General features: G+C 65.4%; 25 protein-coding genes. 11 read left to right on the top strand and 14 right to left on the bottom strand.

Going from position 1 to position 25,288, the window contains the following annotated elements:
* Positions 1-44: 44 nt before the first annotated feature.
* From GNX71_RS24965 to GNX71_RS24950, 4 genes are all read right to left on the bottom strand, one after another.
* A complete protein-coding gene (locus GNX71_RS24965; RefSeq protein ID WP_206174912.1) occupies positions 45-1,271 on the bottom strand; it encodes an ArgE/DapE family deacylase in 1,227 nt (408 codons plus the stop codon).
* A gap of 17 nt (positions 1,272-1,288) precedes the next feature.
* A complete protein-coding gene (uraD, locus tag GNX71_RS24960) occupies positions 1,289-3,067 on the bottom strand; it encodes a 2-oxo-4-hydroxy-4-carboxy-5-ureidoimidazoline decarboxylase (protein WP_206174911.1) in 1,779 nt (592 codons plus the stop codon).
* Positions 3,064-4,047 carry an allantoinase PuuE gene (gene puuE, locus GNX71_RS24955; RefSeq protein WP_206174910.1) on the bottom strand — a complete coding sequence of 328 codons (984 nt, stop codon included), beginning with the start codon at positions 4,045-4,047 and terminating at the stop codon, positions 3,064-3,066. The genes uraD and puuE overlap by 4 nt, the downstream gene beginning before the upstream one ends.
* Positions 4,048-4,175: 128 nt before the next feature.
* On the bottom strand, positions 4,176-4,841 hold the full coding sequence (locus GNX71_RS24950) for a GntR family transcriptional regulator (RefSeq protein WP_240651253.1): 666 nt from the start codon (positions 4,839-4,841) through the stop codon (positions 4,176-4,178).
* Between the two features lie 104 nt (positions 4,842-4,945).
* Between GNX71_RS24950 and uraH the strand changes: the two genes are divergently transcribed.
* Entirely contained in the window at positions 4,946-5,296 is a 351-nt protein-coding gene (gene uraH, locus GNX71_RS24945; RefSeq protein WP_206174909.1) for a hydroxyisourate hydrolase, read from the top strand.
* A gap of 2 nt (positions 5,297-5,298) precedes the next feature.
* Here uraH and GNX71_RS24940 read toward each other — a convergent pair whose 3' ends face one another.
* Complete coding sequence (locus GNX71_RS24940; RefSeq protein ID WP_206174908.1) at positions 5,299-5,796, bottom strand: hypothetical protein; 498 nt, start codon at positions 5,794-5,796, stop codon at positions 5,299-5,301.
* A 53-nt stretch (positions 5,797-5,849) separates the two neighbouring features.
* Here GNX71_RS24940 and xdhC point away from each other — a divergent pair, with 53 nt between their 5' ends.
* The 4 genes from xdhC (at position 5,850) to GNX71_RS24920 (ending at position 11,103) form a co-directional block, all read left to right on the top strand.
* Positions 5,850-6,656 carry a xanthine dehydrogenase accessory protein XdhC gene (gene xdhC, locus GNX71_RS24935; protein ID WP_206174907.1) on the top strand — a complete coding sequence of 269 codons (807 nt, stop codon included), beginning with the start codon at positions 5,850-5,852 and terminating at the stop codon, positions 6,654-6,656.
* Between the two features lie 213 nt (positions 6,657-6,869).
* Positions 6,870-8,075, top strand: a complete 1,206-nt coding sequence (locus tag GNX71_RS24930; protein ID WP_206174906.1) for a urate hydroxylase PuuD — start codon at positions 6,870-6,872, stop codon at positions 8,073-8,075.
* A gap of 63 nt (positions 8,076-8,138) precedes the next feature.
* A complete protein-coding gene (locus tag GNX71_RS24925) occupies positions 8,139-9,479 on the top strand; it encodes a glycerate kinase (RefSeq protein WP_206174905.1) in 1,341 nt (446 codons plus the stop codon).
* A gap of 181 nt (positions 9,480-9,660) precedes the next feature.
* Positions 9,661-11,103 carry an NAD-dependent succinate-semialdehyde dehydrogenase gene (locus GNX71_RS24920; protein ID WP_206174904.1) on the top strand — a complete coding sequence of 481 codons (1,443 nt, stop codon included), beginning with the start codon at positions 9,661-9,663 and terminating at the stop codon, positions 11,101-11,103.
* Here GNX71_RS24920 and GNX71_RS24915 read toward each other — a convergent pair whose 3' ends face one another.
* The 6 genes from GNX71_RS24915 to GNX71_RS33705 all read right to left on the bottom strand — a co-directional run bounded on the left by GNX71_RS24915 (position 11,104) and on the right by GNX71_RS33705 (position 17,185).
* On the bottom strand, positions 11,104-11,820 hold the full coding sequence (locus tag GNX71_RS24915) for an MgtC/SapB family protein (protein ID WP_206174903.1): 717 nt from the start codon (positions 11,818-11,820) through the stop codon (positions 11,104-11,106). It abuts the gene before it with no gap.
* Between the two features lie 31 nt (positions 11,821-11,851).
* Positions 11,852-12,421: an HAD family hydrolase gene (locus GNX71_RS24910; protein WP_206174902.1), complete on the bottom strand. Its 570-nt coding sequence runs from the start codon at positions 12,419-12,421 to the stop codon at positions 11,852-11,854.
* 264 nt (positions 12,422-12,685) lie between these two features.
* Positions 12,686-15,454: a magnesium-translocating P-type ATPase gene (gene mgtA / locus GNX71_RS24905; RefSeq protein ID WP_206174901.1), complete on the bottom strand. Its 2,769-nt coding sequence runs from the start codon at positions 15,452-15,454 to the stop codon at positions 12,686-12,688.
* Positions 15,455-15,507: 53 nt separating this feature from the next.
* Positions 15,508-16,266, bottom strand: coding sequence for a hypothetical protein (locus GNX71_RS24900; protein WP_206174900.1), 759 nt, complete (start codon positions 16,264-16,266; stop codon positions 15,508-15,510).
* 199 nt (positions 16,267-16,465) lie between these two features.
* Positions 16,466-16,675, bottom strand: coding sequence for a hypothetical protein (locus tag GNX71_RS24895; protein ID WP_206174899.1), 210 nt, complete (start codon positions 16,673-16,675; stop codon positions 16,466-16,468).
* 375 nt (positions 16,676-17,050) lie between these two features.
* Positions 17,051-17,185: a hypothetical protein gene (locus GNX71_RS33705; RefSeq protein WP_277401832.1), complete on the bottom strand. Its 135-nt coding sequence runs from the start codon at positions 17,183-17,185 to the stop codon at positions 17,051-17,053.
* Between the two features lie 59 nt (positions 17,186-17,244).
* Here GNX71_RS33705 and GNX71_RS24890 point away from each other — a divergent pair, with 59 nt between their 5' ends.
* From GNX71_RS24890 to GNX71_RS24865, 6 genes are read left to right on the top strand one after another with little or no spacing between them, the layout of a single operon-like run.
* Complete coding sequence (locus GNX71_RS24890) at positions 17,245-17,628, top strand: ectoine synthase (protein WP_206174898.1); 384 nt, start codon at positions 17,245-17,247, stop codon at positions 17,626-17,628.
* Complete coding sequence (locus tag GNX71_RS24885; RefSeq protein ID WP_206174897.1) at positions 17,612-18,844, top strand: MFS transporter; 1,233 nt, start codon at positions 17,612-17,614, stop codon at positions 18,842-18,844. The genes GNX71_RS24890 and GNX71_RS24885 overlap by 17 nt, the downstream gene beginning before the upstream one ends.
* Positions 18,841-20,412, top strand: a complete 1,572-nt coding sequence (locus tag GNX71_RS24880) for a class I adenylate-forming enzyme family protein (protein WP_206174896.1) — start codon at positions 18,841-18,843, stop codon at positions 20,410-20,412. Before GNX71_RS24885 ends, GNX71_RS24880 begins: the two co-directional genes overlap by 4 nt.
* Positions 20,409-21,395: a class I SAM-dependent methyltransferase gene (locus tag GNX71_RS24875; RefSeq protein WP_206174895.1), complete on the top strand. Its 987-nt coding sequence runs from the start codon at positions 20,409-20,411 to the stop codon at positions 21,393-21,395. The genes GNX71_RS24880 and GNX71_RS24875 overlap by 4 nt, the downstream gene beginning before the upstream one ends.
* Positions 21,298-22,575, top strand: a complete 1,278-nt coding sequence (locus GNX71_RS24870) for an acyl-CoA dehydrogenase family protein (RefSeq protein ID WP_206174894.1) — start codon at positions 21,298-21,300, stop codon at positions 22,573-22,575. Before GNX71_RS24875 ends, GNX71_RS24870 begins: the two co-directional genes overlap by 98 nt.
* Positions 22,572-23,042 carry a low molecular weight protein-tyrosine-phosphatase gene (locus GNX71_RS24865; protein ID WP_206174893.1) on the top strand — a complete coding sequence of 157 codons (471 nt, stop codon included), beginning with the start codon at positions 22,572-22,574 and terminating at the stop codon, positions 23,040-23,042. Before GNX71_RS24870 ends, GNX71_RS24865 begins: the two co-directional genes overlap by 4 nt.
* Before the next feature lie 4 nt (positions 23,043-23,046).
* Here the strand turns inward: GNX71_RS24865 and GNX71_RS24860 are convergent, their stop codons facing one another.
* The 3 genes from GNX71_RS24860 to GNX71_RS24850 are packed head-to-tail and all read right to left on the bottom strand — an operon-like array spanning position 23,047 to position 25,288.
* Complete coding sequence (locus GNX71_RS24860; protein WP_206174892.1) at positions 23,047-23,466, bottom strand: acyl-CoA thioesterase; 420 nt, start codon at positions 23,464-23,466, stop codon at positions 23,047-23,049.
* Positions 23,466-24,767 carry a TRAP transporter permease gene (locus tag GNX71_RS24855; protein ID WP_206174891.1) on the bottom strand — a complete coding sequence of 434 codons (1,302 nt, stop codon included), beginning with the start codon at positions 24,765-24,767 and terminating at the stop codon, positions 23,466-23,468. Before GNX71_RS24855 ends, GNX71_RS24860 begins: the two co-directional genes overlap by 1 nt.
* Positions 24,764-25,288, bottom strand: a complete 525-nt coding sequence (locus GNX71_RS24850; protein ID WP_241027048.1) for a TRAP transporter small permease — start codon at positions 25,286-25,288, stop codon at positions 24,764-24,766. Before GNX71_RS24850 ends, GNX71_RS24855 begins: the two co-directional genes overlap by 4 nt.

Here is a 25,288-nt window from a genome sequence, read left to right as displayed (position 1 = left end):
GCCGGGGTCCTCCTGAAGTTCGCGTGGCGCGAGAGCAGGGAAGCTCAGGCCAGCAGATCGCTCAGCGTGCGCGCGATCACCTTGGTGGCGCGGCGCAGGTCTTCGAGCACCACGCGCTCGTCGCTGCGCTTGGCATGCGACTCGAGCACGGTGCGCGGGCCGGCGCCGTAGATCACGCCGGGAATGCCGGCTTCGCCATACAGGCGCACGTCGGTGTAGAGCGGCGTGCCCATGGCCTTGATCGGCTCGCCGAACAGTTCGCCGCCGTGCTTCTGGATCGCATCGACCAGCGGCTTGTTGCCCGCGAGCGGCTTCATCGAATTGGCCAGCAGCAGGCGCTTGATGTCGACCGTGATGCCCGCGCTTTCGGCGGCCGCGTCGGCGATCACCTTGCGGATCGTGGCCTCGACCTCGACCGGGTTCTCCTCGGGGATCATGCGGCGGTCGAGCTTGAAAACGACCTTGCCGGGCACGACGTTGGTGTTGGTGCCGCCCTCGATGCGGCCGACGTTGAGGTAGGGGTGCGTGATGCCCTCGACCTTCGAGGTGACCTGCTGGTAGAGCGTGTTCTGCGCGTAGAGCGCGTTGAGGATCTTCACCGCGCCCTGCAGCGCATCGACGCCCGTGGTCGGAATGGCAGCGTGCGCCATCTTGCCGTGCACCGTCACTTCCATCTGCAGGCACCCGTTGTGGGCGGTGACGACTTCGTAGCTGAAGCCGGCCGCGATCATCAGGTCGGGCTTGGTCAGCCCCTTCTCGAGCAGCCAGCCCGGGCCAAGGATGCCGCCGAATTCCTCGTCGTAGGTGAAGTGCAGCTCGACGCTGCCCTTGGCCGGCTTGGCGACCGCTTCGAGCGCGCGGAGGGCGAAGGTGAAGCTTGCGAAGTCGCTCTTGCTCACTGCGGCGGCGCGGCCGTAGAGGCTGCCGTCGGCGATCTCGCCGCCGTAGGGATCGTGCGTCCAGCCTTCGCCGGGAGGCACCACGTCGCCGTGGGCATTGAGCGCGACGGTGCGGCCGCCGTTGCCGTACTGGCGGCGCACGATCAGGTTGGTGATCGATTCGAGGCCGTAGTCTTTCACTTCCTGTGCGGGCACGGCGTGCTTCTCGGCATCGAGGCCGAAGTCCTTCAGCAGCTCGGCGGTGCGCTCGGCATGCGGCGCGTTGTTGCCGGGCGGGGTGTCGGTGGGCACGCGCACGAGTTCCTGCAGGAACTTCACTTCCTCGTCGAAGTGGGCGTCGATCCAGGCGTCGAGCTTGGCGTAGTCGGTCATGGTTGTTCTTCTGAAAGTCAGTGAGCTTGTTCGGCGGCGAGGTTGTCGAGCAAGAGCTGGAAGGCTTGCACGGCCAGTTGGATGTCGTCGTTGGTGCTCGATTCGAGCGGGTTGTGGCTGATGCCCGAGTTGATGCCGCGCACGAAGAGCATGGCCTGCGGCATCACCTCGTGCAGCTTCATCGCGTCGTGGCCGGCGCCGCTGGGCATGCGGAACAGCGGAATGCCAAGCGCATCGACCGCTTTCTCCCAGCGCTGCTGCCAGGCGGGCGCGCTCGGCGCGGCGGAGGCGCGCATGCTTTCCTCGATTTCATAGCGCACGCCGCGGCGTTCGCAGATGGCCTTGAGCTCGGCGAGCACGTCATCGGTCAGCGCATCGCGCTGCGCATTGTTCGGCGCGCGCATGTCCAGGCTGAACTTGCAGCGCCCCGGCACCACGTTGATGGAGCCGCTGGGCACTTCGAGCATGCCGACGGTGCCGACCGAGTCGCCGTCTTTCGCGGCGCGCTGCTCGGTGTAGAGGATCAGTTCGGCCACCGCTGCTGCGGCGTCGCGGCGGCGGTCCATCGGCGTCGTACCCGCGTGGCTGGCCGTGCCGATCACTTCGCCCACGAAGCGCACGCCGCCGTTGATGGCGGTGACGATGCCCAGCGGCAGGTCGAGCTCGGTGAGCACCGGGCCTTGCTCGATGTGCACCTCGACAAAGCCGAGGTAGCGCGCCGGATCGCGCTGGATCTTCGGAATGTCTTCCTGCTTCAGGCCCGCATGCTGCATGGCCTCGCGCATGGTGATGCCGTCGGCATCCTTCTGGTCGAGCCAGCGCTGGTCGAAGTGGCCGATGAGCGCGCCGGAGCCGAGGAAGGTCGCCTTGTAGCGCTGGCCTTCTTCTTCCGCGAAGCCGACCACCTCGAAGGCGAAGGGCAGGCGCTTGCCTTGTCGCTTGAGTTCGCGCACGCAGGCGATCGGCACGAAGATGCCCAGGCGGCCGTCGTACTTTCCGCCGTTGCGCACGGTGTCGTAGTGCGAGCCGGTGAGCAGCATCTTCGCGTCGGGCGTTGCGCCCTCATATCGGCCGACCACGTTGCCGACCGCGTCGATGTGCACCGAGTCGAAGCCCACGTCACGCATCAGCGCGCCGATCTGCGCGGCACAGGCGCGGTGCGCGTCGGTGAGGTACGTGACGGTGAGCTGGCCCTTTTCGGCGTAGCCGGGGTCGGTGTGCACCGAGAGCTGTTCCTGCCAGTCCCACACGTCGTTGCCGAGCGTGATGTCGGCGGCGAACTTGTCGTCGAGGCGGATCTCGGCGATGCGGTGGATGTTGCGCAGCGCTTCGCCGAGTTCGAAGTCGGGGTGGTTGAACAGGCGCCGCTCGAAGGTGTCGATGATTTCGCGCTTGGTCAGGCCCGTGCCGCGCGGGCCGCGCACCGCGAGGATGAACGGGAAGCCGAACTTCGCGTTGTAGTCGGCGTTGAGCTTCTGGATCTTGGCAAACTCATCGGGCGTGCAGTCGGTGAGGCCGGCCTTGCTCTGCTCGTTGGTCGATTCGGCCGTGAGCGTCTTGCTGACCATGGCCTTGCCCGCGAGCTCGGGGTGGGCGCGGATCAGGCCGATCTGCTCGTCGGCAGACGAGGCGGCCAGCGCCTTCACCAGTGCATGCTTCAGATGCGCGAGCGAACGGAAGGGGCGGGCGGGCAGCGCACGTTGTGCGATCCAGGGCGAATGTTCGTAGATGCCGTCGAGCAAGGCGACGGCTTCGGCGGGCACGGCCGCGTTGAGTTGGGCGATGGTGAGGCTCATGGTCTGCTTCCTGTGACGGCCGATGCGCCGGTCGATGTGAAGGGATGCGCTTGCTTCCAGTGCCGCGCGATGTCGAGGCGGCGGCAGACCCACACCTTGTCGTGCTGTGCGATGTGGTCCAGGAAGCGCTGCAGCGCGGTGATGCGGCCGGGCCGCCCGAGCAGGCGGCAATGCATGCCGATGCTCATCATCTTGGGGCTGTTGTCGCCGTTCGCATCGCCTTCGGCATAGAGCGCGTCGAAGGTGTCCTTCATGTACTGGAAGAACGGATCGGCGTGCGAGTAGCCCTGCGGCAGCGCGAAGCGCATGTCGTTGCAGTCGAGCGTGTAGGGAACGATGAGCTGCGGCACGACGGTGCCGTCGGTCTTCTGCACCTTCATCCAGAAGGGCAGGTCGTCGCCGTAGTAGTCGCTGTCGTATTCGAAGCCGCCGTAGTCGGCCACCAGGCGCCGGGTGCGCGGGCTGTCGCGGCCGGTGTACCAGCCGAGGGCGCGCTCGCCGGTGAGCTTCTCGATGGCTTCCATGCCCAGGCGCATGTGCTCGCGCTCGGTGGCTTCATCGAGGTTCTGGTAGTGGATCCAGCGCCAACCGTGGCAGGCGATCTCGTGGCCCAGCTCCTTGAAGGCGGCGGTCAGCTCGGGGTAGCGCTCCAGCGCCATGCCCACGCCGAACACGGTGAGCGGCAGGCCGCGCTTCTCGAACTCGCGCAGGATGCGCCAGACGCCCGCGCGCGAGCCGTATTCGTAGATGCCTTCCATGCTGATGTGGCGGTCCGGAAAGCTGGCCGGATTGAACATCTCGGAGAGGAATTGCTCGGAGCCCGCGTCGCCGTGCAGCGTGGCGTTTTCGCCGCCCTCTTCGTAGTTGAGGACGAATTGCACTGCGATGCGCGCGCCGCCCGGCCACTGGGCATGCGGCGGGTTGCGGCCATAGCCGACGAGGTCGCGCGGGTAGGGCAAGGTGGTGTCGTAGACGTTCATATCAGTAGCGATCTTTCAGCAGTCATGGTCCATACAAGCAACACCGTGGAACCGGCTTTGCCGGGCCACCGGTGTTGCCCCCTTGAGGGGGGAGGCGGCTACACGAAGTGAGCAAGCAACGGGGGTGGTCATGAAAGCGCGAGAGAGATGTCGTTGGTGGGAACCTTGCGGTCGAAGGTGAGGTTCGCCTCGACGTGTTCCAGGTGTTCGGTCATGAGGCGCACGGCGCGCTCTTCGTCGCGGGCGGCCAGCGCCTTGACGATGTCGGCATGCTCGTCGTTGGAGTGCTCTGCCGCGCTCGTGCTCTGGTACATGAGCGTGATGAGGGCGCAGCGCGAGATCAGCTCGCCGAGGATTTGCGCCAGCACCTGGTTCCCCATGAGTTCGGCCATGCGCACGTGGAAGTCGCCGAGCAGCTCGGTGCGGCCCGAAATGTCTTCGCCCGACACGGCCGATTTTTCGAGCGCGACGTGTTCCTTCAGCGCCTTGATCTTGGCGGGTGTGACGGTGCGCACGAACTCGCGCGTCATCTCGGCCTCGAGCATGCGGCGCACGGCGAACACCTGCTTGGCTTCGTCGACTGCCGGGGCCGCGACGAAGGCGCCGCGCGCGGGCTCCAGGCGGATCAGCTTGTTCTGCGAGAGCTGGAACAGGGCCTGCCGCACGAGCGTGCGCGAGACACCGAAATGATCGGCCAGCTTCTGCTCGGCGAGCTTGGTGCCGGGCTGCAGGCGATGCTCGACGATGGCCTTCGTGAGGGCATCGACGATCGAACGGGTGGTGGAGGACTCCATGTTTTTCATGATAGACCCAAAGCCGGTAACTGTATACACTTTTGTCCACCGGAATTTCCCGCACCCGATTCGAGCTCCTGGCTCGATCTTTGAAGGAGCGCCCCATGGGCTTGAGCACTCACGTACTGGACACGATGCACGGCGGCCCCGCGGCCGGCATGGAAGTGGCGCTGTACACCACTGAAGGCGATGCCGCCACGCTGGTGAAGCGCTTCACGCTGAATTCGGACGGCCGCAGCGACGGTCCGCTCTACGACAACCACTCGATCAAGGTCGGCACCTACCGCCTGGTGTTCGACGTGGCGGGTTACTTCAAGGCACGCGGCGTGAAGCTGCCGGAGCCGAACTTCCTGAACAAGGTGTCGCTGGATTTCGGCGTGGCGCACACCGACCAGCACTACCACGTGCCGCTGCTGGTCAGCCCGTGGAGCTACTCCACGTACCGCGGGTCTTGATGTCAGTCGCCTTGCTGCTGGCCTTCGGTGAGCGTGTCGAGCTGGAATCGACCGCTCTTGTCCCAGAGCCAGGTGTCAGTCCACGTCACCGCGCCGAGGCGCGTGGCGGCCGGGAAGGGCGCGGCCTGCAGCACGGCGCGTTCGATCTCGGCAATGACTTCCGGCGCATGTTGCGGCGCACGCAGCCAGTGCATCGAAACCACCTTGCCGCCCGCGTCGAGGTTCACCTGCAGCGTGCCGACCGCATAGAGCATGGGTGGCATTTGCCCGCTGTAGATGCGCGACCGGTTGAGGTCGTAGACATGGCGCGCCGCATCTCGGCGGTAGTCGCGCGCAGTGGCCGCATTCGAAGCGCGGGGCACCGCGCCGGATGCACCGGCTTTGGCGCCGCTCAACTGGCCGGGGACGGCCCCTGGGCTTCCGCAGCCAGCGAGCCAGAGGGCGCACGAAAGAACGGATGCCGCCAATGCAAGGCGGCGCGGCGTAAGCTGGGGATTCATCGCCGGGTTTATACCGTGAGTCTTCGCGGGCCGGGCAACCGAAGGTATCGGGCATGAGCGGTGCGGTCGATCAATTGCTGGCACGTCTTCGCACCGAAGACGCGGTGTTGGTGCGCGTCGAATCCACGCAGGGCTCGGCGCCGCGCGAGGCCGGCACGTGGATGGCGGTGTGGGCCGACGCGCTCACGGCCACCATCGGCGGCGGGCAGCTCGAGTTCCAGGCCACGCAGGAAGCGCGCGAACTGCTCGCGGGCCAGCGCGCGATCGACGGCATCCAGCGCTACCCGCTCGGTCCGAGCCTGGGCCAGTGCTGCGGCGGCGTGATGTTCCTGTCGTACCAGCGCATCACGGCGGCCGACGCGCCCGCATTGCAGCGCGAACTGGTCGCGCAGCTCAAGCCGGTGGCGCTGTTCGGCGGTGGGCATGTGGGCGCCGCGCTGGCACGGCTGCTGGCCGCGCTGCCCTTCTCGGTGCGCTGGATCGACAGCCGCGACGGCGTGTTCCCCGACGAGCTCCCCGCGCAGATCGACACCGAGCATTCCGAGCCCGTGCAGGATGCCGTTGCCGCGCTTGCGCCGGGCAGCCGCGTGCTCATCATGAGCTTCAGCCATGCCGAAGACCTCGACATCGTCATCGCCTGCCTCAAGCGCCTGCGCATGCGCGATGACCTGCCCTACATCGGCCTCATCGGCAGCAAGACCAAGTGGGCGACCTTCAGCCACCGGCTCGAGGCGCGCGGCTTCACGGCCGACGAACTGGCCCGCATCACCTGCCCGATCGGCGTGCCCGGCATCACCGGCAAGGAGCCCGAGGTGATCGCGGTCGCGGTGGCGGCACAGTTGTTGCAATCGCTGGGTTGAACAGGGTTTTCCCGGCGGCGACGCTGCAAAAAACCAACCCGACCCTTGCCAAAACTGTATACACTTTCGGTCCACAACAAGCCGCAGCGGAGCGAGGCCCATTTCATGGAGCCTGCGTTCGCGGCACTTTCTCTGCTTACAGCGCCCGCAGTGGTGAGCAGGCTGAAACCCCTCGTTGACGCCCCACGCGTCTAGAGGGTTGCGAGAGAGCACATGGAAAGCTATTACCTCGACTGGGCCAACCTGCTGCTGCGCTGGGTCCACGTCATCACCGCCATCGCCTGGATCGGTGCTTCCTTCTACTTCGTGATGCTGGACAACAGCCTCGAGAAGCCGCACGACCAGGAATCGCTCGACAAGGGCGTGGGCGGCGAGCAGTGGGCCGTGCACGGCGGCGGCTTCTACAACATGCAGAAGTACACGCTGGCGCCCAAGAAGCTGCCGGACCACCTGCACTGGTCGTACTGGGAGAGCTACTCCACCTGGATCACCGGGTTCACGCTCTTCACCATGTCGTACCTGTGGAATGCGAGCACCTACCTCATCGACAAGTCGAAGATGGACTGGCAGCCCGGTGCCGCCATCGCCGTGGCACTGGCTTTCTTCGTCGTGTTCTGGATGGTCTACGACGGCATCTGCCAGATCTTCGGGCGCCGCAAGAACGGCGACACCATCGTCGGCGTGCTGATCGCGATCTTCATCGTCTTCGCGACCTGGCTGGCCTGCCAGTGGTTCGCGGGCCGCGCGGCCTTCCTGCTCGTGGGCGCCATGATGGCCACCACGATGAGCGGCAACGTGTTCTTCTGGATCATTCCCGGCCAGCGCAAGAACGTGGCGGCGCTGCGCGAAGGCAGGCCCGTGGACCCCGTGCACGGCCAGCGCGGCAAGCAGCGCAGCGTGCACAACACCTACTTCACGCTGCCGGTGCTGTTCGCGATGCTGAGCAACCACTACAGCTTCACCTACACGCACAAGTACAACTGGGTGGTGCTGCTTCTGATCATGCTCGGCGGTGCGGCCATTCGTCAGTTCTTCGTGGTGCGCCACCGCTTCAAGCTCGGCAACGCGGGCAACCCGTTGCCGTATGCACTGGTCGGCATCGTGGTGCTGGGCCTCACGATCGTGTGGATGAAGCCCGAGCCGGCCGCCGCCCCCGTGGCTGCCGCTGCCGCGCCCGCGGTTGCGTTCTCGGACGTGCAGAAGGTGCTGGAGCAGCGCTGCTTCATGTGCCACGGCGCGGCCGTGCAGATGAAGAACGTGCGCGTCGATTCGCCCGAGCAGGTCGCGGCGCATGCGCAGGCGATCTACCAGCAGGTCGTCGTGACCAAGATCATGCCGATGAACAACGCCACGAACATCACGGACGAAGAGCGCGCGCTGATCAGTCGCTGGTTCCAGGCGGGAGCCAAGACAAACTAGACCGCGGTCAAGAGAGCGGGCGGCCGCTCCCCGCACAATCGCCGGATGGAGACAAAGCAAGCCATGACCGCATCGACCCCGTCCTTCGGGCCCGCACCCGATCCGCGCGAAGCCCCGCGCGCCTTCCTCGAACACCTGTACCGCGTGGCGGTGGACCGCGCGCTGCCGCTGTCCACGCTGGGCGCTCACCTGCCCAAGCCACCCAAGGGCCGCACGTTGGTGCTTGGCGCCGGCAAGGCGGGCGGCTCGATGGTGCAGGCGCTCGAAGCGCTGTGGCCGGCCGATGCGCCGCTCTCGGGCCTCGTCGTCACCCGCTACGACCACATCCCGCCGCGTCCCGAAGGCGTGCCGCAGCGCATCGAGATCGTCGAGGCCGCGCACCCGGTGCCCGATGCGGCAGGGCAGCAGGCGGCCGAGCGCATCCTCGCGCTCACGCAAGGGCTCACGGCCGACGACCTCGTGCTGTGCCTGATCTCCGGCGGCGGCTCCTCGCTGCTGGTGCTGCCGGCCGAAGGCCTCACGCTGGCCGACAAGCAGCGCATCAACAAGCAACTGCTCGACAGCGGCGCCGGCATCGGCGAGATGAACTGCGTGCGCAAGCACCTCTCGCGCATCAAGGGCGGCCGGCTGGCCGCGGCCTGCGCACCGGCGCGCGTGGTGACGCTCACCATCAGCGACGTGCCGGGCGACGACGCCGCCGTCATCGCGAGCGGCCCCACCGTGCCCGATGCGACCACCTGCGCCGATGCGCTCGCCATCCTCGACCGCTACGGCATCGAGGTGCCCGCGCCTGTGCGTGCCCAGCTCCAAAGCGGCGAACTCGAAACGCCTAAGCCCGACGACAAGGCTTTCACCGGCCACGAGACCCACATGATCGCCACGCCCCAGCAGTCGCTCGAAGCGGCAGCCAAGGCGGCGCGCGAAGCCGGCATCGAGGCGCACATCCTCAGCGACGAGATCGAAGGCGAATCGCGCGAAGTCGGCAAGGTGCATGCCGCGCTGGCCCGCGCCGTGGCGCACCGCGGCCAGCCGTTCGCGCGGCCCTGCGTCATTCTTTCGGGCGGCGAGACCACGGTCACGATCCGCCCCCGCCAACCGGGCCAGGCCAAGGGCCGCGGCGGGCGGGCCGGCGAGTTCTGCATGGGCCTGGCCGGTGCGCTCATGGGCCAGCCGCAGGTCTGGGCGCTGGCGGCCGACACCGACGGCATCGACGGCGTGGAAGACAACGCCGGCGCTTTTGTCACCCCCGACACGCTGGCGCGCGCAACCGCTGCGAGCAAGAAGCTGTCGGACCATCTCGACCGCAACGACGCCTACGGCTATTTCGACGCCATCGGCGACCTGTTCGTGACGGGGCCGACGAACACCAACGTCAACGACTTCCGCGCGCTTTTGATCCTGTAACGGGGCGGAACGGGGCAAAAAGGGGCGATTTCCGGGCCCCGGCGGAGACTGTTAACTCGGGTTAATCTATGCACCCGGCGGCAATTTGCCGCCGTTGTCGCATGCGCAACCCTCCCAAGTGCCGCGCCGCGCACCCAGATCTCCCCTTTTCATCATCCCGTCCCCGAAGGAAAAGTTCGCCATGACCACCACCTACACCGACACCCGCCTGCTGATCGACAACGAATGGGTCGACGCCACCGGCGGCAAGACGCTGGACGTCGTGAACCCCGCCACCGGCAAGGTCATCGGCAAGGTGGCCCATGCCAGCATCGCCGACCTGGACCGCGCCCTGGCCGCTGCCCAGCGCGGCTTCGACAAGTGGCGCAACACCCCCGCCAACGAGCGCGCCGCCGTCATGCGCCGCGCCGCGGGCCTCATCCGCGAACGCGCCCCCGAAATCGCCAAGCTGCTCACGCAGGAGCAGGGCAAGCCGCTCGCCGAAGCCAAGGGCGAGACGCTGGCCGCCGCCGACATCATCGAGTGGTTCGCCGACGAAGGCCGCCGCGTCTACGGCCGCATCGTGCCCTCGCGCAACCTGGCCGCGCAGCAGCTGGTACTGAAGGAGCCGCTCGGCCCCGTCGCCGCGTTCACGCCGTGGAACTTCCCGATCAACCAGATCGTGCGCAAGCTCGGCGCCGCATTGGCCACCGGCTGCTCGTTCCTGGTGAAGGCGCCCGAAGAAACCCCGGCATCGCCCGCCGCGCTGCTGCAGGCTTTCGTCGATGCCGGCATCCCGCCCGGCACCGTGGGCCTCGTGTTCGGCAACCCGGCCGAAATCTCGAACTACCTGATCGCCCACCCGATCATCCGCAAGGTCACCTTCACCGGTTCGACGCCGGTCGGCAAGCAACTGGCCGCACTGGCCGGTTCGCACATGAAGCGCGTCACGATGGAGCTGGGCGGCCACGCCCCGGTGATCGTTGCCGAAGACGCCGACGTTGCGCTGGCCGTCAAGGCCGCCGGTGCCGCCAAGTTCCGCAATGCCGGCCAGGTCTGCATCTCGCCGACCCGCTTCCTGGTGCACAACAGCCTGCGCGAAGAGTTCGCCCGCACGCTGGTCAAGTACACCGAAGGCCTGAAGCTCGGCGACGGCCTCGCCGAAGGCACGACCATCGGCCCGCTCGCCAACGCACGCCGCCTCACCGCGATGGCCCATGTGCTGGACGATGCGCGCAAGAAGGGCGCCACCGTGGCCGCTGGCGGCGAACGCGTCGGCGACTCGGGCAACTTCTTCGCCCCCACCGTGCTGACCGACGTGCCGCTGGATGCCGACGTGTTCAACAACGAACCCTTCGGCCCCATCGCCGCGATCCGCGGTTTCGACACGCTCGACGAAGCCATCGCCGAAGCCAACCGCCTGCCGTTCGGCCTGGCCGGCTACGCCTTCACCAAGTCGATCAAGAACGCACACCTGCTGAGCCAGAAGCTCGAACTCGGCATGCTCTGGATCAACCAGCCCGCGACGCCGTCGCCGGAAATGCCGTTCGGCGGCGTGAAGGATTCGGGCTACGGTTCGGAAGGTGGCCCCGAGGCGCTCGAGGCTTACCTCAACACGAAGGCTGTCTCGATCCTCGGCGTTTAATCAGTCGTCGGCGCTGGCGTTCCAGAAGGCTTGCTGGACGCCTTCGAGCGCTTCGAGTTCCGTGATCACCTGGTCGAGCTCCAAAGGCTCGACCGCGGTGGCATACAGCGTCGCCTCGATCTCCGTGTCGGCCGGCCCGAAGGCGTGCTGGTCGACATCGCGCACCGGGTAGTTTGCGGCTTCGAGCAGGAGCAGCAGCTGGTCCATCACCTCGGGCCGCGCTGCGCGCGAACAGATCACCCGCACCGTGTAGGTCGCCTCGCTCGACTCTTCCTTGATCGGACGGCGGTTGATCCGGTTGACCACCGGCAGCAGCAGTGTGTTGCTGGCCAACACGAACAGCGCCGCGATCATCGCCTCGCCGATCAGGTCGGCGCCCGCGCAAGCACCCACCGCCGCCGACCCCCACAGCGTGGCCGCGGTATTCAGGCCGGTGATGTTGGTGCCTTCCTTCATGATCGCGCCCGCGCCCAGGAAACCGATACCCGAGACCACATAGGCCGCCACATGCACGGCCCCGTCGTGGCCGTGCAGCCGGTTCGCCATGTCGACGAACACTGCAGCGCCCACCGCCACGAGCGTGTTGGTGCGCAGGCCCGCGGCGCGCTGGCGTATCTGGCGCTCCAGGCCGATCAGCGAGCCGAGGGCGAAGGCGACCGCCACGCTGACGAAGGTGTCGAGCAGCGAGGGCAGGTTGAAGTTCTGAATGGCTTGCATCGGGTGTGTTTTTCCATGGAGCACGGGGTATTCAGTCCAGGGGCTGCATGCGCCTGACGTGTTCGCGCCAAGCTCTCTTCTCGACAGTCCGGACGTTCGGCACCTCCGCGAGATGCGCGAGGTAAGCCGCCAGCAACGGAAGTTCGGCATCGGACCTGTCACCCAGGAACTCGCGCACCGCAACGAGATTGCCGTAGCTCCTCGCGTACTTCGACGGCGTGTCGTCGACCGCGATGATCGATTCGAGCGGATAGCCCTTGGATTTCAGTTTCTGCAGGTTCTTGATCGTCTGATAGCCGCCTGTCGTGAAGTCTCGCGCCGTCGTGCAGCGTGCGCTGGACCACAGGAACTCCAGTGCGCCGCTTGGAAAGATGCGATCCACAACCTGCGACGCGTAGCTTTCGCCTGACGCGGTCCAGATGCCTACCTTGAACTGCGCAAGAACGCTACTCAAGAAATCGGCGAGATGCGGTCGCAAATGAACGCGATACGGTCCGACGCGGAAATCCTCCTCGTGCGGGAGCGTGCTTTCGGTGGCGTGGATCAGCGTTTCATCGAGATCCAGCACCAATAGTTTGCGGGGCTTGGGTGTCACATGCATGTCAGAAGGCCTCACATCGAGAGCACAAGCATATTTGAGGTGGATGGATGGGGGCCTATTGCAACAAGGCAAGGCGGTCTGTGGCGGCACTCGCGCCGACGGTGGACTCTGTTTCGCGAATGTCCCCCGGCCTGCGGCCTCCTCCTTGATTTCGCGAAACAGAGCCCACCGCCAGCGCGAGCGCTTCAGAGCGGTCGCTGATCGCCGATCACCGGCAGCGTGCCCTGCGCACACGGCCTGAACAAGAGCGCTGAACAAGAGCCCTCACTGCCACCCATACCGCCGCGCATACCACCCCTTCACCGTCTGCGTCAGCACCGCATACCCCACCAGCATCGCCACCAGCCACGGAAAGTAGGCCAGCGGCAGCGCCTGCAGCTTGAAGTAGTGCGCGAGCGGCCCCATCGGCAGCCAGATGCCCACGGCGGCAATTGCCGCACCCATCGCCAGCAGCGGCCATGCCGCGCGGCTCTGCAGGAACGGGATCTTGCGAGTGCGGATCAGGTGCACGATCAGCGTCTGCGACAGCAGCCCCTCGATGAACCAGCCCGACTGGAACAGCGTCTGGTGCTCCACCGTGTTGGCCGCGAACACGAACCACATCACCGTGTAGGTCAGGATGTCGAACACCGAGCTCAGAGGTCCGAAGAACACCATGAAGCGCCCGAGGTCCGCCGGGTTCCAGCGCTGCGGCGACTTGAGGAATTCCTCGTCCACGTTGTCGAACGGAATCGCGATCTGCGACACGTCGTACAGCAGGTTCTGCACCAGCAGGTGCAGCGGCAGCATCGGCAGGAAGGGAAGGAACGCGCTCGCCACCAGCACCGAGAACACGTTGCCGAAGTTCGAGCTCGCGGTGAGCTTGATGTACTTGAGCATGTTGGCAAACGTGCGGCGGCCCTCGACCACGCCCTGCTCCAGCACCATCAAGCTTTTTTCCAGCAGGATGATGTCGGCCGACTCCTTGGCCACGTCCACTGCACCGTCCACCGAGATGCCGATGTCCGCGGCGCGCAGTGCCGGTGCGTCGTTGATGCCGTCGCCCATGAAGCCCACCACATGCCCGTTGGCATGCAGCGCGTGGACGATGCGCTCCTTGTGCGCGGGCGTGAGCTTGGCGAACACCTGGTGCTGCTCGACCAGCACGCGCAGCTCGTCGTCGCGCAGGTCCTCGATCTCGCGGCCGAGCACGATGTGTCCGGCTTCGATGCCGACGTCGCCGCAGACCTTGCGCGTGACCAGTTCGTTGTCGCCCGTCAACACCTTCACTGCCACGCCGTGCTCGGCGAGCGCACGCAGCGCGGGCGCGGTCGATTCCTTCGGCGGATCGAGAAAGGCCACGTACCCCAGCAGCGTGAGCTCAGATTCATCGGCCACGCTGTAGGCGGCCTTGCGTGCTTCGGCGGCCAGCGTACGGCTGGCCACGGCCACCACGCGCAGGCCCTGCTGGTTCAGCTCCGAGGCCACGCTGTGGATGCGCGCGAGCAGCTCCGCATCGAGCGACAGCACCTCGGCGCCACGTTCGACCGACGTGCACACCGACAGGATCTCTTCGAGCGCACCCTTGCAGATCAGCAGGTGCTCGCTGCCGCCGTTCTCCACCACCACCGACATGCGCCGGCGCGAGAAGTCGAAGGGCACCTCGTCGATCTTGCGGTAGGCCGTCTGCAGCCGGGTCTCCGGTTGCATCTCGGCGTGGTTCAGCACCGCCTTGTCGAGCAGGTTCTTCAAACCCGTCTGGTGAAAGCTGTTCAGGTAGGCGAGTTGCAGCACATGGTTGGAGCCTTCGCCCCACGCGTTGGTGTGGCGCTCGAGCACGATGCGGTCCTGCGTGAGCGTGCCGGTCTTGTCGGTGCACAGCACGTCCATCGCGCCGAAGTTGTGGATGGCCTCGAGGCGCTTGACGATCACCTTCTGGCGCGACATCACGACCGCGCCTTTGGCAAGCGTGGCGGTCACGATCATCGGCAGCATCTCGGGCGTGAGGCCCACCGCGATCGACAGCGCGAACAGCGCGGCTTCCCACCAGTCGCCCTTGGCCACGCCGTTGATCACCAGCACCAGCGGCGCCATCACCAGCATGAAGCGGATCAGCACCCAGCTCACGCGGTTGATGCCGGCCTGGAAGGCACTGGTGCCGCGGTCGGTGGCGGTCACGCGCTGCGCGAGGGCACCGAAGAAGGTGCGGTCGCCGGTGTGGACGATCAGCGCGGTGGCGGTGCCGCTGATCACGTTGGTGCCCATGAAGAGGAGGTTCTCGCGTTCGAGGACACCCGCTTCATGGTCACCGCGGTCGATGGCGAACTTCTCGACCGGCATCGCCTCGCCCGTCAGCGCGGACTGGCTGATGAAGAGGTCCTTGGCCGTGAGCAGGCGGCAGTCGGCCGGGATCATGTCGCCGGCCGAGAGCGCGATCACGTCGCCCGGTACGAGGTCGCGCATCGGCACCTCGACGCGCACCGTGCCCGCGTGCGTGGCGTCGAAGCCCTCGTCGCCTGCAACACCGGCCTTGCGACCCGGCGCGGGCCGCAGCACCGTGGAGGTGTTGCTCACCATCGCCTTGAGCCGGTCGGCCGCCTTGTTGGAGCGCGACTCCTGCAGGAAGCGCAACACTGTCGACAGCACCACCATGCTGCCGATCACGAGCGTGGCCTTCATGTCCTCGGTCACGTACGAGATCAGCGCCAGCACCGTGAGCAGCAGGTTGAACGGATTGCGGTAGCACTGCCACAGATGCGTCCACCACGGCAGCGGCTGCTCGTGGCGCACCTCGTTGCTGCCCAGGCGCTTGCGCAGCACCTGCGCGTGGCCTTCGCTCAGGCCTTGCGGCGAGCTGTTGAGCTTGACGAGCATTTCGCCGGCATCGGTGCGCGATGCGGTGGCCAGGGCCTTGGCGATGTCGGGCGGCATCGCGACCGAGGTCACGCCGAGGGGCTTGGAGCCCAGCAGCGTCTGCCAGCGCTCGAAGTGATGCAGCATGTGGCGGCTGCGCAGGAAGCTCTCGAAGAGGGACTTCAGGACGTTTTTTTTCATGTTGTTTTCTCCTTGGTGAAGGAATCGATAGAGAGGCAGATCGATCGATCGGGTCAGCGTGCAAAGGCCCAGGTGAAGCCCAGCGTCCACCATGCGGGCGCATCGGCGCGCAGGCCGCGTGCGCGGCTCAGGTCGACGCTCAGCGTCTGCACCGGCGTCCAGCGCACGCCGGCTCGCCAAGCGTTGCCGCCGCCTTCGTGGAAGCGCTCGGCGACGAACGAGACAGAGGGCAGGGCGCTCCATTCGATGGCTGCACCCGAATGGCTGGTGCTGGGTTGCGCGCGGTGGAAGTCGCGACCCAGGTTGATGTGCGCGCGCCAGCTGTCGTCGATCTGCCAGGTCACGGGGATCACGATGCTGCTGCTCGCGAAGCGCAAGCCGGTGGCGTGCGTGTCGCCTTGCCAGCCGGCCGTGGCGAGCACGCCGGCGCTCAGGCTGTCGTCGATCGCGAAGGCCCACTTGACCTGCGGGCCGGCGCGCACGGTGCGGCCTTCGCTGCCGCGCTCGCGCTCCAGGTTCAGGCCGAGTTCGATCATTCCGACACGGCAGGCCGGGCCGATGTGGAGCAGGTCTTGCGCGTTGTTCGCGTGCTGGTCGGTCCAGGTCTCGACCTGGCATTGACCCGCATCGAGGATCGCGGCGTCGTCCACCGAATGGTGTCCACCGGCGGCATGCGTCTGCGTTGCCGCGAGGCCGCAGAGGTATGCCGCCCACAGGCGAGGCAAAGGACGGTGAGGGTAGTGGCGGGGTGCAGTGAGGCGGGTGGCCGTGGCCGTTCGCCGCACGACGCGCCGCAGGCGTTCGCGGGTCATGGTGAGGTTCTCCTTCGTTCGGGTGCGGCGCCCGCGAAGGAAGAACCTCCCGCTTCAATCAGCCGGCAGGCATCCTTCGCAGCATGGCGCGCTGCGTTGTGGTGGACATCGATGAATGGGGCGCGCTACGGCGCCAGAGAGGGTCTGGGTCCATGGTGGCCTCCTTGCGATCCGGGGTGCGGTCCTGTGGCAGGGCGCGTCAGCGCTGCACTGCGCGGGGCGCTTGCTCGAGCAGCAGGAAGAAGCTGCGGATGCGCCGCGTGGTCCAGAGCGCAGCGGCCCGGTCGAGCGTTTCGTTCTCGGCGTCTTGCGCCGTCGCTGCGCGCGCAGGCACGTGCGCCGACGGGCGAACGGGCTCCTGCATCGGCTGCGGTTGCAGGTGCTGCTGACGAGTTTGAAATTGACGCATGACAAGGCTCCTTCGTGTGGAAGGGCCTCGCGCACGGACACGCAAGCTGACTGAAAAAGTCAGTGACGGAGAACGACGGAATTCGGAAGGGGAGAGCCGCTGGCCTGAATGGCGAACGGGTCACGCTGCGTGCACGGCGGCCACAGCGCGGGAGAGCCTGCGCTAGAGGGCCGGATGTGTCACGCCTGCCGAGGCACGCGTCTTCTTGTCACTGATCCAACTGGCACTGTCCACGCACGGGGCTCCGAAGTAAAGATGCAGGATTGTTGCACCGCGTCACAATGAGCGTCAACCTTTTAGCGCTTGTCCTGCAATGCCAGCAGGGTCGTTATCGCCTCGTTGTTGCGATTTCGCCGCGGGTCGCGCCGCAACCTTTCAACCCGCTTTCATTTCGACGAAAGCTGCGTGTTGCTCCTTTGTCGTCGGCCGCCGTTCGGTCATTTGTGCATCAACCGCCGACTGGAAAAGTATCGAATTGCGCAGTCGTTGCTCCGAGAATTCATGCGTCATCGCGAGAAGTCTCGCCGCGATGAGCAAGAAGGGTCACAAATAATTTGCAGGGAGCAAAAGTGTTCGTACGAAATCTTTGCGATGTGGAGAAGTCGGGTTTGCTGGTGGAATGGGGTAGTGGAACGAGCCACCGGCTGCTGACAGAAAAAGACGAAATGGGATTCACCGTATGTCACACGGTGGTCCGCGCCGGAACGGAGTCATTGCTCCAATATCGAAATCACCTGGAGGCGTGCTACTGCATTGCCGGTGAAGGCGAAATTCAGGACATGGATGGCAATATCCATGCGATCCGCCCCGGTGATCTCTACGTGTTGAACAAGCACGACAGGCACTTTCTGCGCGGCGGATCGAAAGACCTGGTGCTGGTGAGCATCTTCAATCCGCCCCTCAAGGGGCATGAGCGCCATGACCTGAAGAATGCAGATGGCTCAGCCTACTGATCCAGTGGAGTCGAGTTCGCCGCGGGCCGACTTCTTGGCCTTCCTTGCATCGCTGTTCCTGTCGAAGATTGCCGATCAGGTGCTGCTGTTCCTGGTGCCACTCGTGGTGTTCCAGACCACGCAGGATGTCGGGTGGTCGGGGTTGGCTTTTGCGGTGGAGGCGTTCCCCCGCTTTCTGTCTTTCCCGATCTGCGGGGCTTTGTGCGATCGCATTTCCCCGGTGCGCCTGATGCGATGGAGCCAGGTCTTGCGCGCCGTCATCTGCGCCTCGGGCGCCATCTGCGCTTCGGTCTTCGGCGGTGCGGGCTGGTTGATCGCGGTCTCCGCCCTGTGCGGGGTGCTGACCACCCAGGGTGCGATGGCGCGCGAGGTGATATTGCCGCAGGTTTTCAAGAAGCACAGCTTCGAGAAAGTGCTGGCGTATTCCCAGACCGCTGATCAGCTGGGGGCGGTTCTGGGGCCGGTAGTCGCCGCGGTTCTGCTGATGCAGATCCATTGGCAGGCTGCCGTGGGGATCACTGCGATCATCTTCGTGCTCGCCGATGGCGCTATGGCCTACTGGCGGCGCACCACCAGGGTCCGGTTGAGGCCACGCGAAACGTCGCAGGGCAACATGGTCGCCGCAGTGAAGACGGCGCTCGCCCACGTGATCGGCCTGCCCGGCCTGCGGAGGCTCGTCATCCAGGCGGCGGGCGTCAACCTGGTGGTGGGCGTCACGCTTGCATCGTCGGCGGCACTCGTCACGGGTGTTCATGCACGAACGGCCGGGTACTACGGTGCGCTGCAGACCGCCGGCGCCATCGTCACGGTGCTCGTTCTCATGGGCATTGCCCACATTTCCATTCCCGTACGGAAGCTGGGCCTTGCCGGGTTCTCGCTGATCGTGGTGGGCGGCCTCCTGACGGCGCTCAGTCCCAGTGCCTGGGGATATGCGGCGGGATACCTGCTGGTGATCGGCTTCGACAAGATGTTCAACATCTACCTGCGCAGCAGTCGCCAGCGCGTGATTCCCGCAGCGGACTATGGAAAGACGACGGGCGTGATGACGCTGCTCAACAACCTGACGCAGCCCCTGGCCGGCCTGGCCATCGGCGCCTTCGCGGCGGAATGGACCGCGGGCAAGGTCATCCTCGTCCTCACCTTGGGCATGGCGTTGCTGGGGTGCCTCTCGGTGCTGGCCGGCGGCCGACCCGCAATGGCCGAGCGTGCTGAATGATGGCGGACTTCCATGAGTTGTTCGAGGCGGCCGCCCTTCTCGATCCCGGCAAGACTGCGATCGAAGTTGACGGAATAACCGCCACCTTCGGGGAACTGGCGCGCACCGAGTTGCAGGTGTCCCGCATGCTGAAGCACGCGGGCGTAGTGCCCGGCGATCGTGTCGCCTTGAGCTGTGCAATTTCGCCGGCGGCCGTCGCATCGGCTTTCGCTGCCATGCGGGAGGGCTGCATTCTTGCGACGATCAGCCACCTGTGCGAAGAGGGGCAGTTCATAGATCTCGTGGCCGACTGCGGTGCGACCGTGCTGGTCACGGATCGCAGCGCCGACCCATCTGCGCTGTCGAGGCACACGGCCGTTCGGCGATGGTTTCACGCAGGGGCGGGTGCATTGTTGGAAGTGTGGAGATCGGCCGATCCTCAAGCCCGTTCACGTTGCGCCGATTCCGTCGATGGGGCACTGCCGCAAGGGCTGGATCGACCGGCCGCGATCTTCTATTCGTCGGGGTCGACCGGAAAGCCGAAGGGCGTCCTCGTCAGTCACCGCAACATGACTGCTGCATTCCATTCGGTCACCGGCTACCTGGGCACCCGTCGGGCAGACAGGGTGTTGAGTTTTACCGCCGGACTGAGTTCGGACTACGGCTTCTACAACGTCATGATGCCGCTTCTGCTGGGCGCGACGGCTGTCGTGAAAAGCACATTGCCCGCACGGAGCGAGGAGGTCGGGGCCATTCTTCGCGACGAAGAGATCACGGCATTGCAGGTCTTTCCACCCGTGCTCCTTCGCATGCTCGAGGCCGAGGTGCTGCCACCGTTGCCCGCGCTGCGGTACATCTCCAGCAGCGGCGATGTGCTGCCGATCCAGCATATCGAAAGGATTCGCGAAACCTATCCCGAAGTCCGGATCTTCTCGAACTACGGAATGACCGAGTGCAAGCGTATCGCCTACCTCGCCCCGGAGCAACTCGAACGGCGTCCCGGCTCGGTTGGAAAAGCGATTCCCGGTGTGCAAACGCTTCTGCTCGATCAGGAGGGCGCTGTTATCGAGGCGAGCCATCGGATCGGAGAGCTCGGCGTGATTGGCGACCTTGTCATGCTGGGCTACTGGAACCGGCCGGAATTGACGGCGAAGGTGTTGAAGCGCAACTTCATGGACGGAAGAAGCCTGTTCCTGACCGGTGACCTGTTTCGGACGGACGAGGAGGGTTACCTGCATTTTGTTGGCCGCAAGGACGACATGCTCTTCAGGGACGGCGTGATGCTCAACCCTCGCGATGTCGAACGCGAACTGCTGTCTCATCCCGCAATTTCCGAGGCGATGGTGCTTCCGGTTCGCGGCAACGATCCGTCGGGCTTTCTGTGTGCGTGCCTCGTGCTGCGCATCGGATGCGATGTCTCCGAAGAGGAACTGAAAGCGCATTGCTCAAGCAGGCTGAAGCAGCGAGAAATCCCGGAGCTTTTTTTGTTCATGGAGGTCCTGCCACGCACTTTTGGCGGAAAGGCCTCCAGGCGAGAGATGGCGGAACATCTGTGTGCGAGTGATTTTTTGGGAGCGAAGAAGATATGAAAACGACAACGCCCTTCGGGGCCGACGAGTACCTGAACGAATCGGCGATGGTGCGCATGGCCGGTTACTTCGATGACTTGGCGACCGGAAAAACCCAGGTGCCGCGCCAACCCGTCCGAACGCGCATACCCGATCGAATTACCGATCCCGAGGTCTTGAAGTACCACGACCTCATGGTCGATCGGGCAGGACCTCTCTTTACGCACTTTCTTGCAAGCGTGCCTTGCATCCTCGAGGAAATGAGCCGCGTGGGCGTCGCGCTGGAGAGGCTCGTGCAGTCGTCGCACGATACCCCGAAGAGGGTGTACGGATTCTACGAAGTCGACGCCTTCGATGGCACGAATGGACGCGCGTTGGCGACCTACTCGCAAGGAAAGATCAAGACGCTGACGAGTTCACCCAACCAGGCCAACCAGCAGCATTTCAATCGGTTCGCCGACCCTGAGACGTCGCAATTCTGTCCCCAGTCGTTCTTGCGAATCGATGCGGGCGTTCTGCGCGAAGCAACGTCGTTTCCCGAGTTCCGCGAGGGATTCGATTTCATCTACGAGACCGCGGCGTTCCAGTTCTACGGGCAGGACCGTGAACAGCAGATCGGGCATGTGTCGAAACTTCTGAAGCCAGATGGGCTGATCTTCTTCCTGGAGAAGCTGAATCAACCGGATCAGGCGGTCTACGAACTTCGCGAACGAGCGAAAGACGATCTGCACAAGCTTCACTACTTCACGCCCGAGGAGGTGGCATGGAAGCGCAACCAGATGCTCACCCAGATGCACAACGGGCAGGTGGAGTTCGACGTGTTGCTGCGAGCCATCCGATCGCAGTTCGCGCACGTCTACCTGTTGTGGAACAGCACAAATTTCTACGAATTCGTCGCGTCGAACGATGCAGACCAGATCGCGCGGTTTGTTTCCATCCTGGGCCTTCCTGTTGTTCCAGCGGAGTTCTGTTTTGAAGCCGACCTTCCCCGCAAGCTGGCCTGAGGCGGATTCGACTCCCAGCGCTGCCGACTACGGTGCCGAGCATCGGGCCTTGTGCCTGCGCGCCGAGGCGCTTGTGCCCGTCTGGAGGGCGCACGCCGCAGCAAGCGAGGCGGCGCGATGCCTGTCCCGGGATGCGATCGCGCAATTGCATGCAGCCGGACTGCTTCGAATCCTTGCGCCAAGGAAATTCGGAGGGCTCGAGCTGGGGTGGCCGAGCATCGTGGAGGCCTCGCGCATTGCGGCTCGTGCATGCGCTTCCACTGGATGGACGATCAGCCTTGTGGGCGGACACATTGCAACGATGGGCCGGCTGTCCCTGGAATGCCAGACCGAGGTATTTGCAGACGGTCCGCACCAGTTGGTCGCGACGGCATCTGCCCCCACCACTGGGACCATCGCACGAGTGCCGGGTGGCGTTCGTTTGAACGGCACCTGGCGATTCACATCGGCAATCGACCATGCCAACTGGATCATCATGGCGGGTCCGTGCGGGGGCGGCGATGACGGTTTGCCGACGGTCCTCAAGGTGGTCGTCCCCGCATCGTACGCACAGATACTCGGCACTTGGGATGCCGTTGGCATGCTGGCAACGGGATCGAAGGACATCCGCTTCGACGACGTCTTCGTGGCGGAAAAGTGGACCGTTTCCAAAGCGGAATGCTTCGCTGCCGATCCGGCCGGCGCGAAGGTCAATGCGGACGCCTACCTCTGCCGCGTGCCGCTCCTGCCTTACTGCACGAGCTGGATCGTCGGACCGATCCTCGGTGCAGCCGAGGGCGCATTGAACGAATACATAGGTGCCGCGCGCCTGGAATCCCCGAATCTCCGGAGCGCCGCAGCTGGCGATCGGTTTGCCGAAAGCGCCGCGGAACTTGCCTGCGCTGCCCGCTTGTATGAAGCGCTGTGCGCCAGGCTGCATGGGGCAGGCGTCGCATGGCGGGCGATCGAGCCTTGGGAGCTGGCCATCGTCAAGCGTGATCGGGCATACCTGGCGCAGCTCTGCTTGCAAGCGGTAGGGCGATTGATTCGACAGCTGGGTGCCTCCGGCGCAGCCAGGGCGAATCCGATTCAGCGTCATTGGCGGGATTTGCAGGTCATGGCGTCCCATGTAGACATCGGCCGGGATCGCGCATTTGCAGCCTATGCTTCGGGCCTGCTAGACCCCGCTGAGTACGCATGAAAGAAATTGCCGTCCTGTTCATCTGCACCGGGAATATCTGCCGGTCTCCCACCGCCCACGCGCTCCTGTTGCACAAGGCTCGCCTTGCAGGCGTGTCCGTCGATGTCGACAGCGCCGCCATCTCCGACGAGGAGCGCGGCAACCCGCCCGATCCGCGTTCGATCGCCGAGGCACGCCGGCGCGGCATCGAGATGCCTGCGCATTGCGCGCGCCAGGTGCGTGCCGGCGACTTCGAGCACTTCGACTGGATCGTCGGCATGACCGCGCAGCATTGCGCCGCGCTGCGCCGCCTCGCGCCCGCGGGCACCGCCCACAAGGTGCGCCTGCTCACCGATTTCTCCGAGAACGACGAAGGCGATGTGCCAGACCCTTGGTACGGCGGCCAGCAGGCCTTCGTTGAAGCCTTCGACCTGATCGATCGCGGCGTCGAAGGCCTGCTCGCGAAGCTCCAGGCCAAGGCCCGCTGAGCGGCTACTCGCAGAGCGCGCGAATGCTCGGCGGAATCGGCACCGCGCGGATGCCTCCGCCTTCGCGCTTCGCCGCAAAGATCCGCACCTCCTCGCATTCCAAGATCAGGTCTTCGCCGCGCATCACGCGGTAGGTCTGCACGAAGCTCTTGTCGCGCCACTCGGTGATGCGCACCGCGATCTCGAGCGTGTCGCCATAGCTCGCGGACTTCACGAAGCGCGTGTGCGTGTCGACCAGCGGCGTGCCGATCACGCCGAGCGTCTTCGTGGTCTCTTCCCAGCGCGGCACGCCGCAGCCGGCGAAGAAATGCCGCGAGGCCGCATCGATCCAGCGGAAGAAGTTGGGAAACCAGACGATGCCGGCCGGGTCGCAGTCGCCGAACTCGACGCGTGCGGTGTAGACGATTTCCTTGTGTGTGCTCATCAGCCCATTCTCGTCGGCAGCCACAGCGCGATGACCGGGAACGCGATCAGGATCACCAGGCGCACGATGTCCGTCACGATGAACGGCAGCACGCCCTTGAAGATGGTGGTGAAGCTCACGTCCTTCACCACGCTCTTGATGACGAAGACGTTCATGCCCACCGGTGGATGGATGAGCCCCAGCTCCACCGTCATCACGATGATCACGCCGAACCAGATGGGGTCGAACCCCAGGTGCACGATCACCGGGAAGATGATGGGCACCGTGAGGATGATCATCGCCATCGCGTCCATCAGGCAGCCCAGCACCAGGTACATCAGCATGACGAGCGCGAGCACGCCGTAGCGGCCGATGCCCAGCCCCGTGAGGAACTCGGTGAGCTTCTGCGGGCTCTGCGTGATGGTGAGGAAGTAGCCGAACAGCAGCGCACCGATCAGCACCGTGAACACCGCCGCCGCCGTGCGCGTGGCCGAGAGCAGCGCCTCGCGGATCTTCGGGCCGTCGAGCTTGCGCCTGACCAGGCCCAGGATGAACGCGCCGCTCGCGCCCACGCCGCCCGCTTCGGTCGGCGTGAAGAAGCCGCCGTAGAGCCCGCCGATCACGAACACGAACAGCACCAGCGGCGCCCACACGTTGCGCAGGTCCTTGAAGCGCTCCGACCACGGTTTGACTTCGCCGCCCGGGAGCCAGTCGGGCCGCAGCTTCACGATGATCGCGATGGTCATCACGTACATCGCCATCGCCAGGATTCCCGGCACGATGCCCGCCATGAACAGCTTGCCGATGTCCTGCTGCGTGAGGATGGCGTAGACCGCGAGCACCGTCGAAGGCGGCAAGATCGCGCCCAGCGTGCCGCCCGCGGCGATCACGCCGGTGGAGAACGACTGCGGGTAGTTGAAGCGCCGCATCTCCGGGTACGCCACCGCCGAGAACGTGGCCGCCGTGGCCACCGACGAGCCGCAGATCGCCGCGAACCCGCCGCAGGCCACCACGGTGGCGACGCCGAGGCCCCCGCGCAGGTGGCCGATCATCGAGTTGGCCGCCTTGAAGAGCTCGCGGCTCACGCCCGACACCGACACCAGCGCGCCCATCAGCATGAACATCGGGATCACGCCGAAGGTGTAGTCGGTCACGGTGCGCATGGAGGTCTGGCCCACGAGCTTCAGCGCGGGCCCCGGGCCCACGAGGTAGCTGTAGCCGGTGACACCGACGAGGCCCATCGCCATGCCGACCGGCACGCGCAACAGCATCAATGCGAAGAGGGCGACGAAGCCCAGGATGGCAACTGCATCGGGGCTCATTCGTCGGCTTTCTGTTCAGCGTGGACTTCTTCGAGCTGTTCGGGATGGAAGATCAGCCGGTACGTGCGAATGGCGATCAGCAGCACGGCGCACACGTCGCCCGCCCAAGCCACCGCGTAGAAGGGCCAGGTGGGAATGTTCATGTCGTAGGTCAGCACGTTGTCCACGTAGGTACCGCGCACCTTGTCGAACAGCATCGCTGTCTGCACCGCCACCACAAAGAGCAGCACCAGCGTGGCGAACACGTCGATCACGCGCTTCATGCGCGGGCCGGCCGCCGTCCACACCAGGTCGACCGTGATGTGGCCGCCCCGGTAGCTGGTGGCTGCGATGCCCCAGAAGATCAGGATGCCCAGCAGCATGCGGCCGAAGTCGTAGGCGTCGGGTATCGAGGTGTCGAAGAACTTGCGCAGCACCACGGCCACGAAGATGTTGAGCGCGACGATCCCCACGAAGATGGCGGCGAGCCATTCGATCGTATTGATCGCGCGGTCCATGTAGCTGGCGGACCGGGCAGCCAT

This window comes from Variovorax sp. RKNM96 (genome assembly GCF_017161115.1).
GTDB lineage: Bacteria > Pseudomonadota > Gammaproteobacteria > Burkholderiales > Burkholderiaceae_C > Variovorax.
Note: the sequence above shows the minus strand (reverse complement) of the source record. Positions and strands in the feature narration are given on the sequence as shown.

Excerpts from the sequence above, each read along its gene's own strand:
- GNX71_RS24965 (WP_206174912.1), bottom strand. The coding sequence starts at position 1,271 with ATGACCGACTACGCCAAGCTCGACGCCTGGATCGACGCCCACTTCGAC.
- uraD (WP_206174911.1), bottom strand. The coding sequence starts at position 3,067 with ATGAGCCTCACCATCGCCCAACTCAACGCGGCCGTGCCCGCCGAAGCC.
- puuE (WP_206174910.1), bottom strand. The coding sequence starts at position 4,047 with ATGAACGTCTACGACACCACCTTGCCCTACCCGCGCGACCTCGTCGGC.
- GNX71_RS24950 (WP_240651253.1), bottom strand. The coding sequence starts at position 4,841 with ATGGAGTCCTCCACCACCCGTTCGATCGTCGATGCCCTCACGAAGGCC.
- uraH (WP_206174909.1), top strand. The coding sequence starts at position 4,946 with ATGGGCTTGAGCACTCACGTACTGGACACGATGCACGGCGGCCCCGCG.
- GNX71_RS24940 (WP_206174908.1), bottom strand. The coding sequence starts at position 5,796 with ATGAATCCCCAGCTTACGCCGCGCCGCCTTGCATTGGCGGCATCCGTT.
- xdhC (WP_206174907.1), top strand. The coding sequence starts at position 5,850 with ATGAGCGGTGCGGTCGATCAATTGCTGGCACGTCTTCGCACCGAAGAC.
- GNX71_RS24930 (WP_206174906.1), top strand. The coding sequence starts at position 6,870 with ATGGAAAGCTATTACCTCGACTGGGCCAACCTGCTGCTGCGCTGGGTC.
- GNX71_RS24925 (WP_206174905.1), top strand. The coding sequence starts at position 8,139 with ATGACCGCATCGACCCCGTCCTTCGGGCCCGCACCCGATCCGCGCGAA.
- GNX71_RS24920 (WP_206174904.1), top strand. The coding sequence starts at position 9,661 with ATGACCACCACCTACACCGACACCCGCCTGCTGATCGACAACGAATGG.
- GNX71_RS24915 (WP_206174903.1), bottom strand. The coding sequence starts at position 11,820 with ATGCAAGCCATTCAGAACTTCAACCTGCCCTCGCTGCTCGACACCTTC.
- GNX71_RS24910 (WP_206174902.1), bottom strand. The coding sequence starts at position 12,421 with ATGCATGTGACACCCAAGCCCCGCAAACTATTGGTGCTGGATCTCGAT.
- mgtA (WP_206174901.1), bottom strand. The coding sequence starts at position 15,454 with ATGAAAAAAAACGTCCTGAAGTCCCTCTTCGAGAGCTTCCTGCGCAGC.
- GNX71_RS24900 (WP_206174900.1), bottom strand. The coding sequence starts at position 16,266 with ATGACCCGCGAACGCCTGCGGCGCGTCGTGCGGCGAACGGCCACGGCC.
- GNX71_RS24895 (WP_206174899.1), bottom strand. The coding sequence starts at position 16,675 with ATGCGTCAATTTCAAACTCGTCAGCAGCACCTGCAACCGCAGCCGATG.
- GNX71_RS33705 (WP_277401832.1), bottom strand. The coding sequence starts at position 17,185 with ATGACGCATGAATTCTCGGAGCAACGACTGCGCAATTCGATACTTTTC.
- GNX71_RS24885 (WP_206174897.1), top strand. The coding sequence starts at position 17,612 with ATGGCTCAGCCTACTGATCCAGTGGAGTCGAGTTCGCCGCGGGCCGAC.
- GNX71_RS24880 (WP_206174896.1), top strand. The coding sequence starts at position 18,841 with ATGATGGCGGACTTCCATGAGTTGTTCGAGGCGGCCGCCCTTCTCGAT.
- GNX71_RS24875 (WP_206174895.1), top strand. The coding sequence starts at position 20,409 with ATGAAAACGACAACGCCCTTCGGGGCCGACGAGTACCTGAACGAATCG.
- GNX71_RS24870 (WP_206174894.1), top strand. The coding sequence starts at position 21,298 with ATGCAGACCAGATCGCGCGGTTTGTTTCCATCCTGGGCCTTCCTGTTG.
- GNX71_RS24865 (WP_206174893.1), top strand. The coding sequence starts at position 22,572 with ATGAAAGAAATTGCCGTCCTGTTCATCTGCACCGGGAATATCTGCCGG.
- GNX71_RS24860 (WP_206174892.1), bottom strand. The coding sequence starts at position 23,466 with ATGAGCACACACAAGGAAATCGTCTACACCGCACGCGTCGAGTTCGGC.
- GNX71_RS24855 (WP_206174891.1), bottom strand. The coding sequence starts at position 24,767 with ATGAGCCCCGATGCAGTTGCCATCCTGGGCTTCGTCGCCCTCTTCGCA.
- GNX71_RS24850 (WP_241027048.1), bottom strand. The coding sequence starts at position 25,288 with ATGGCTGCCCGGTCCGCCAGCTACATGGACCGCGCGATCAATACGATC.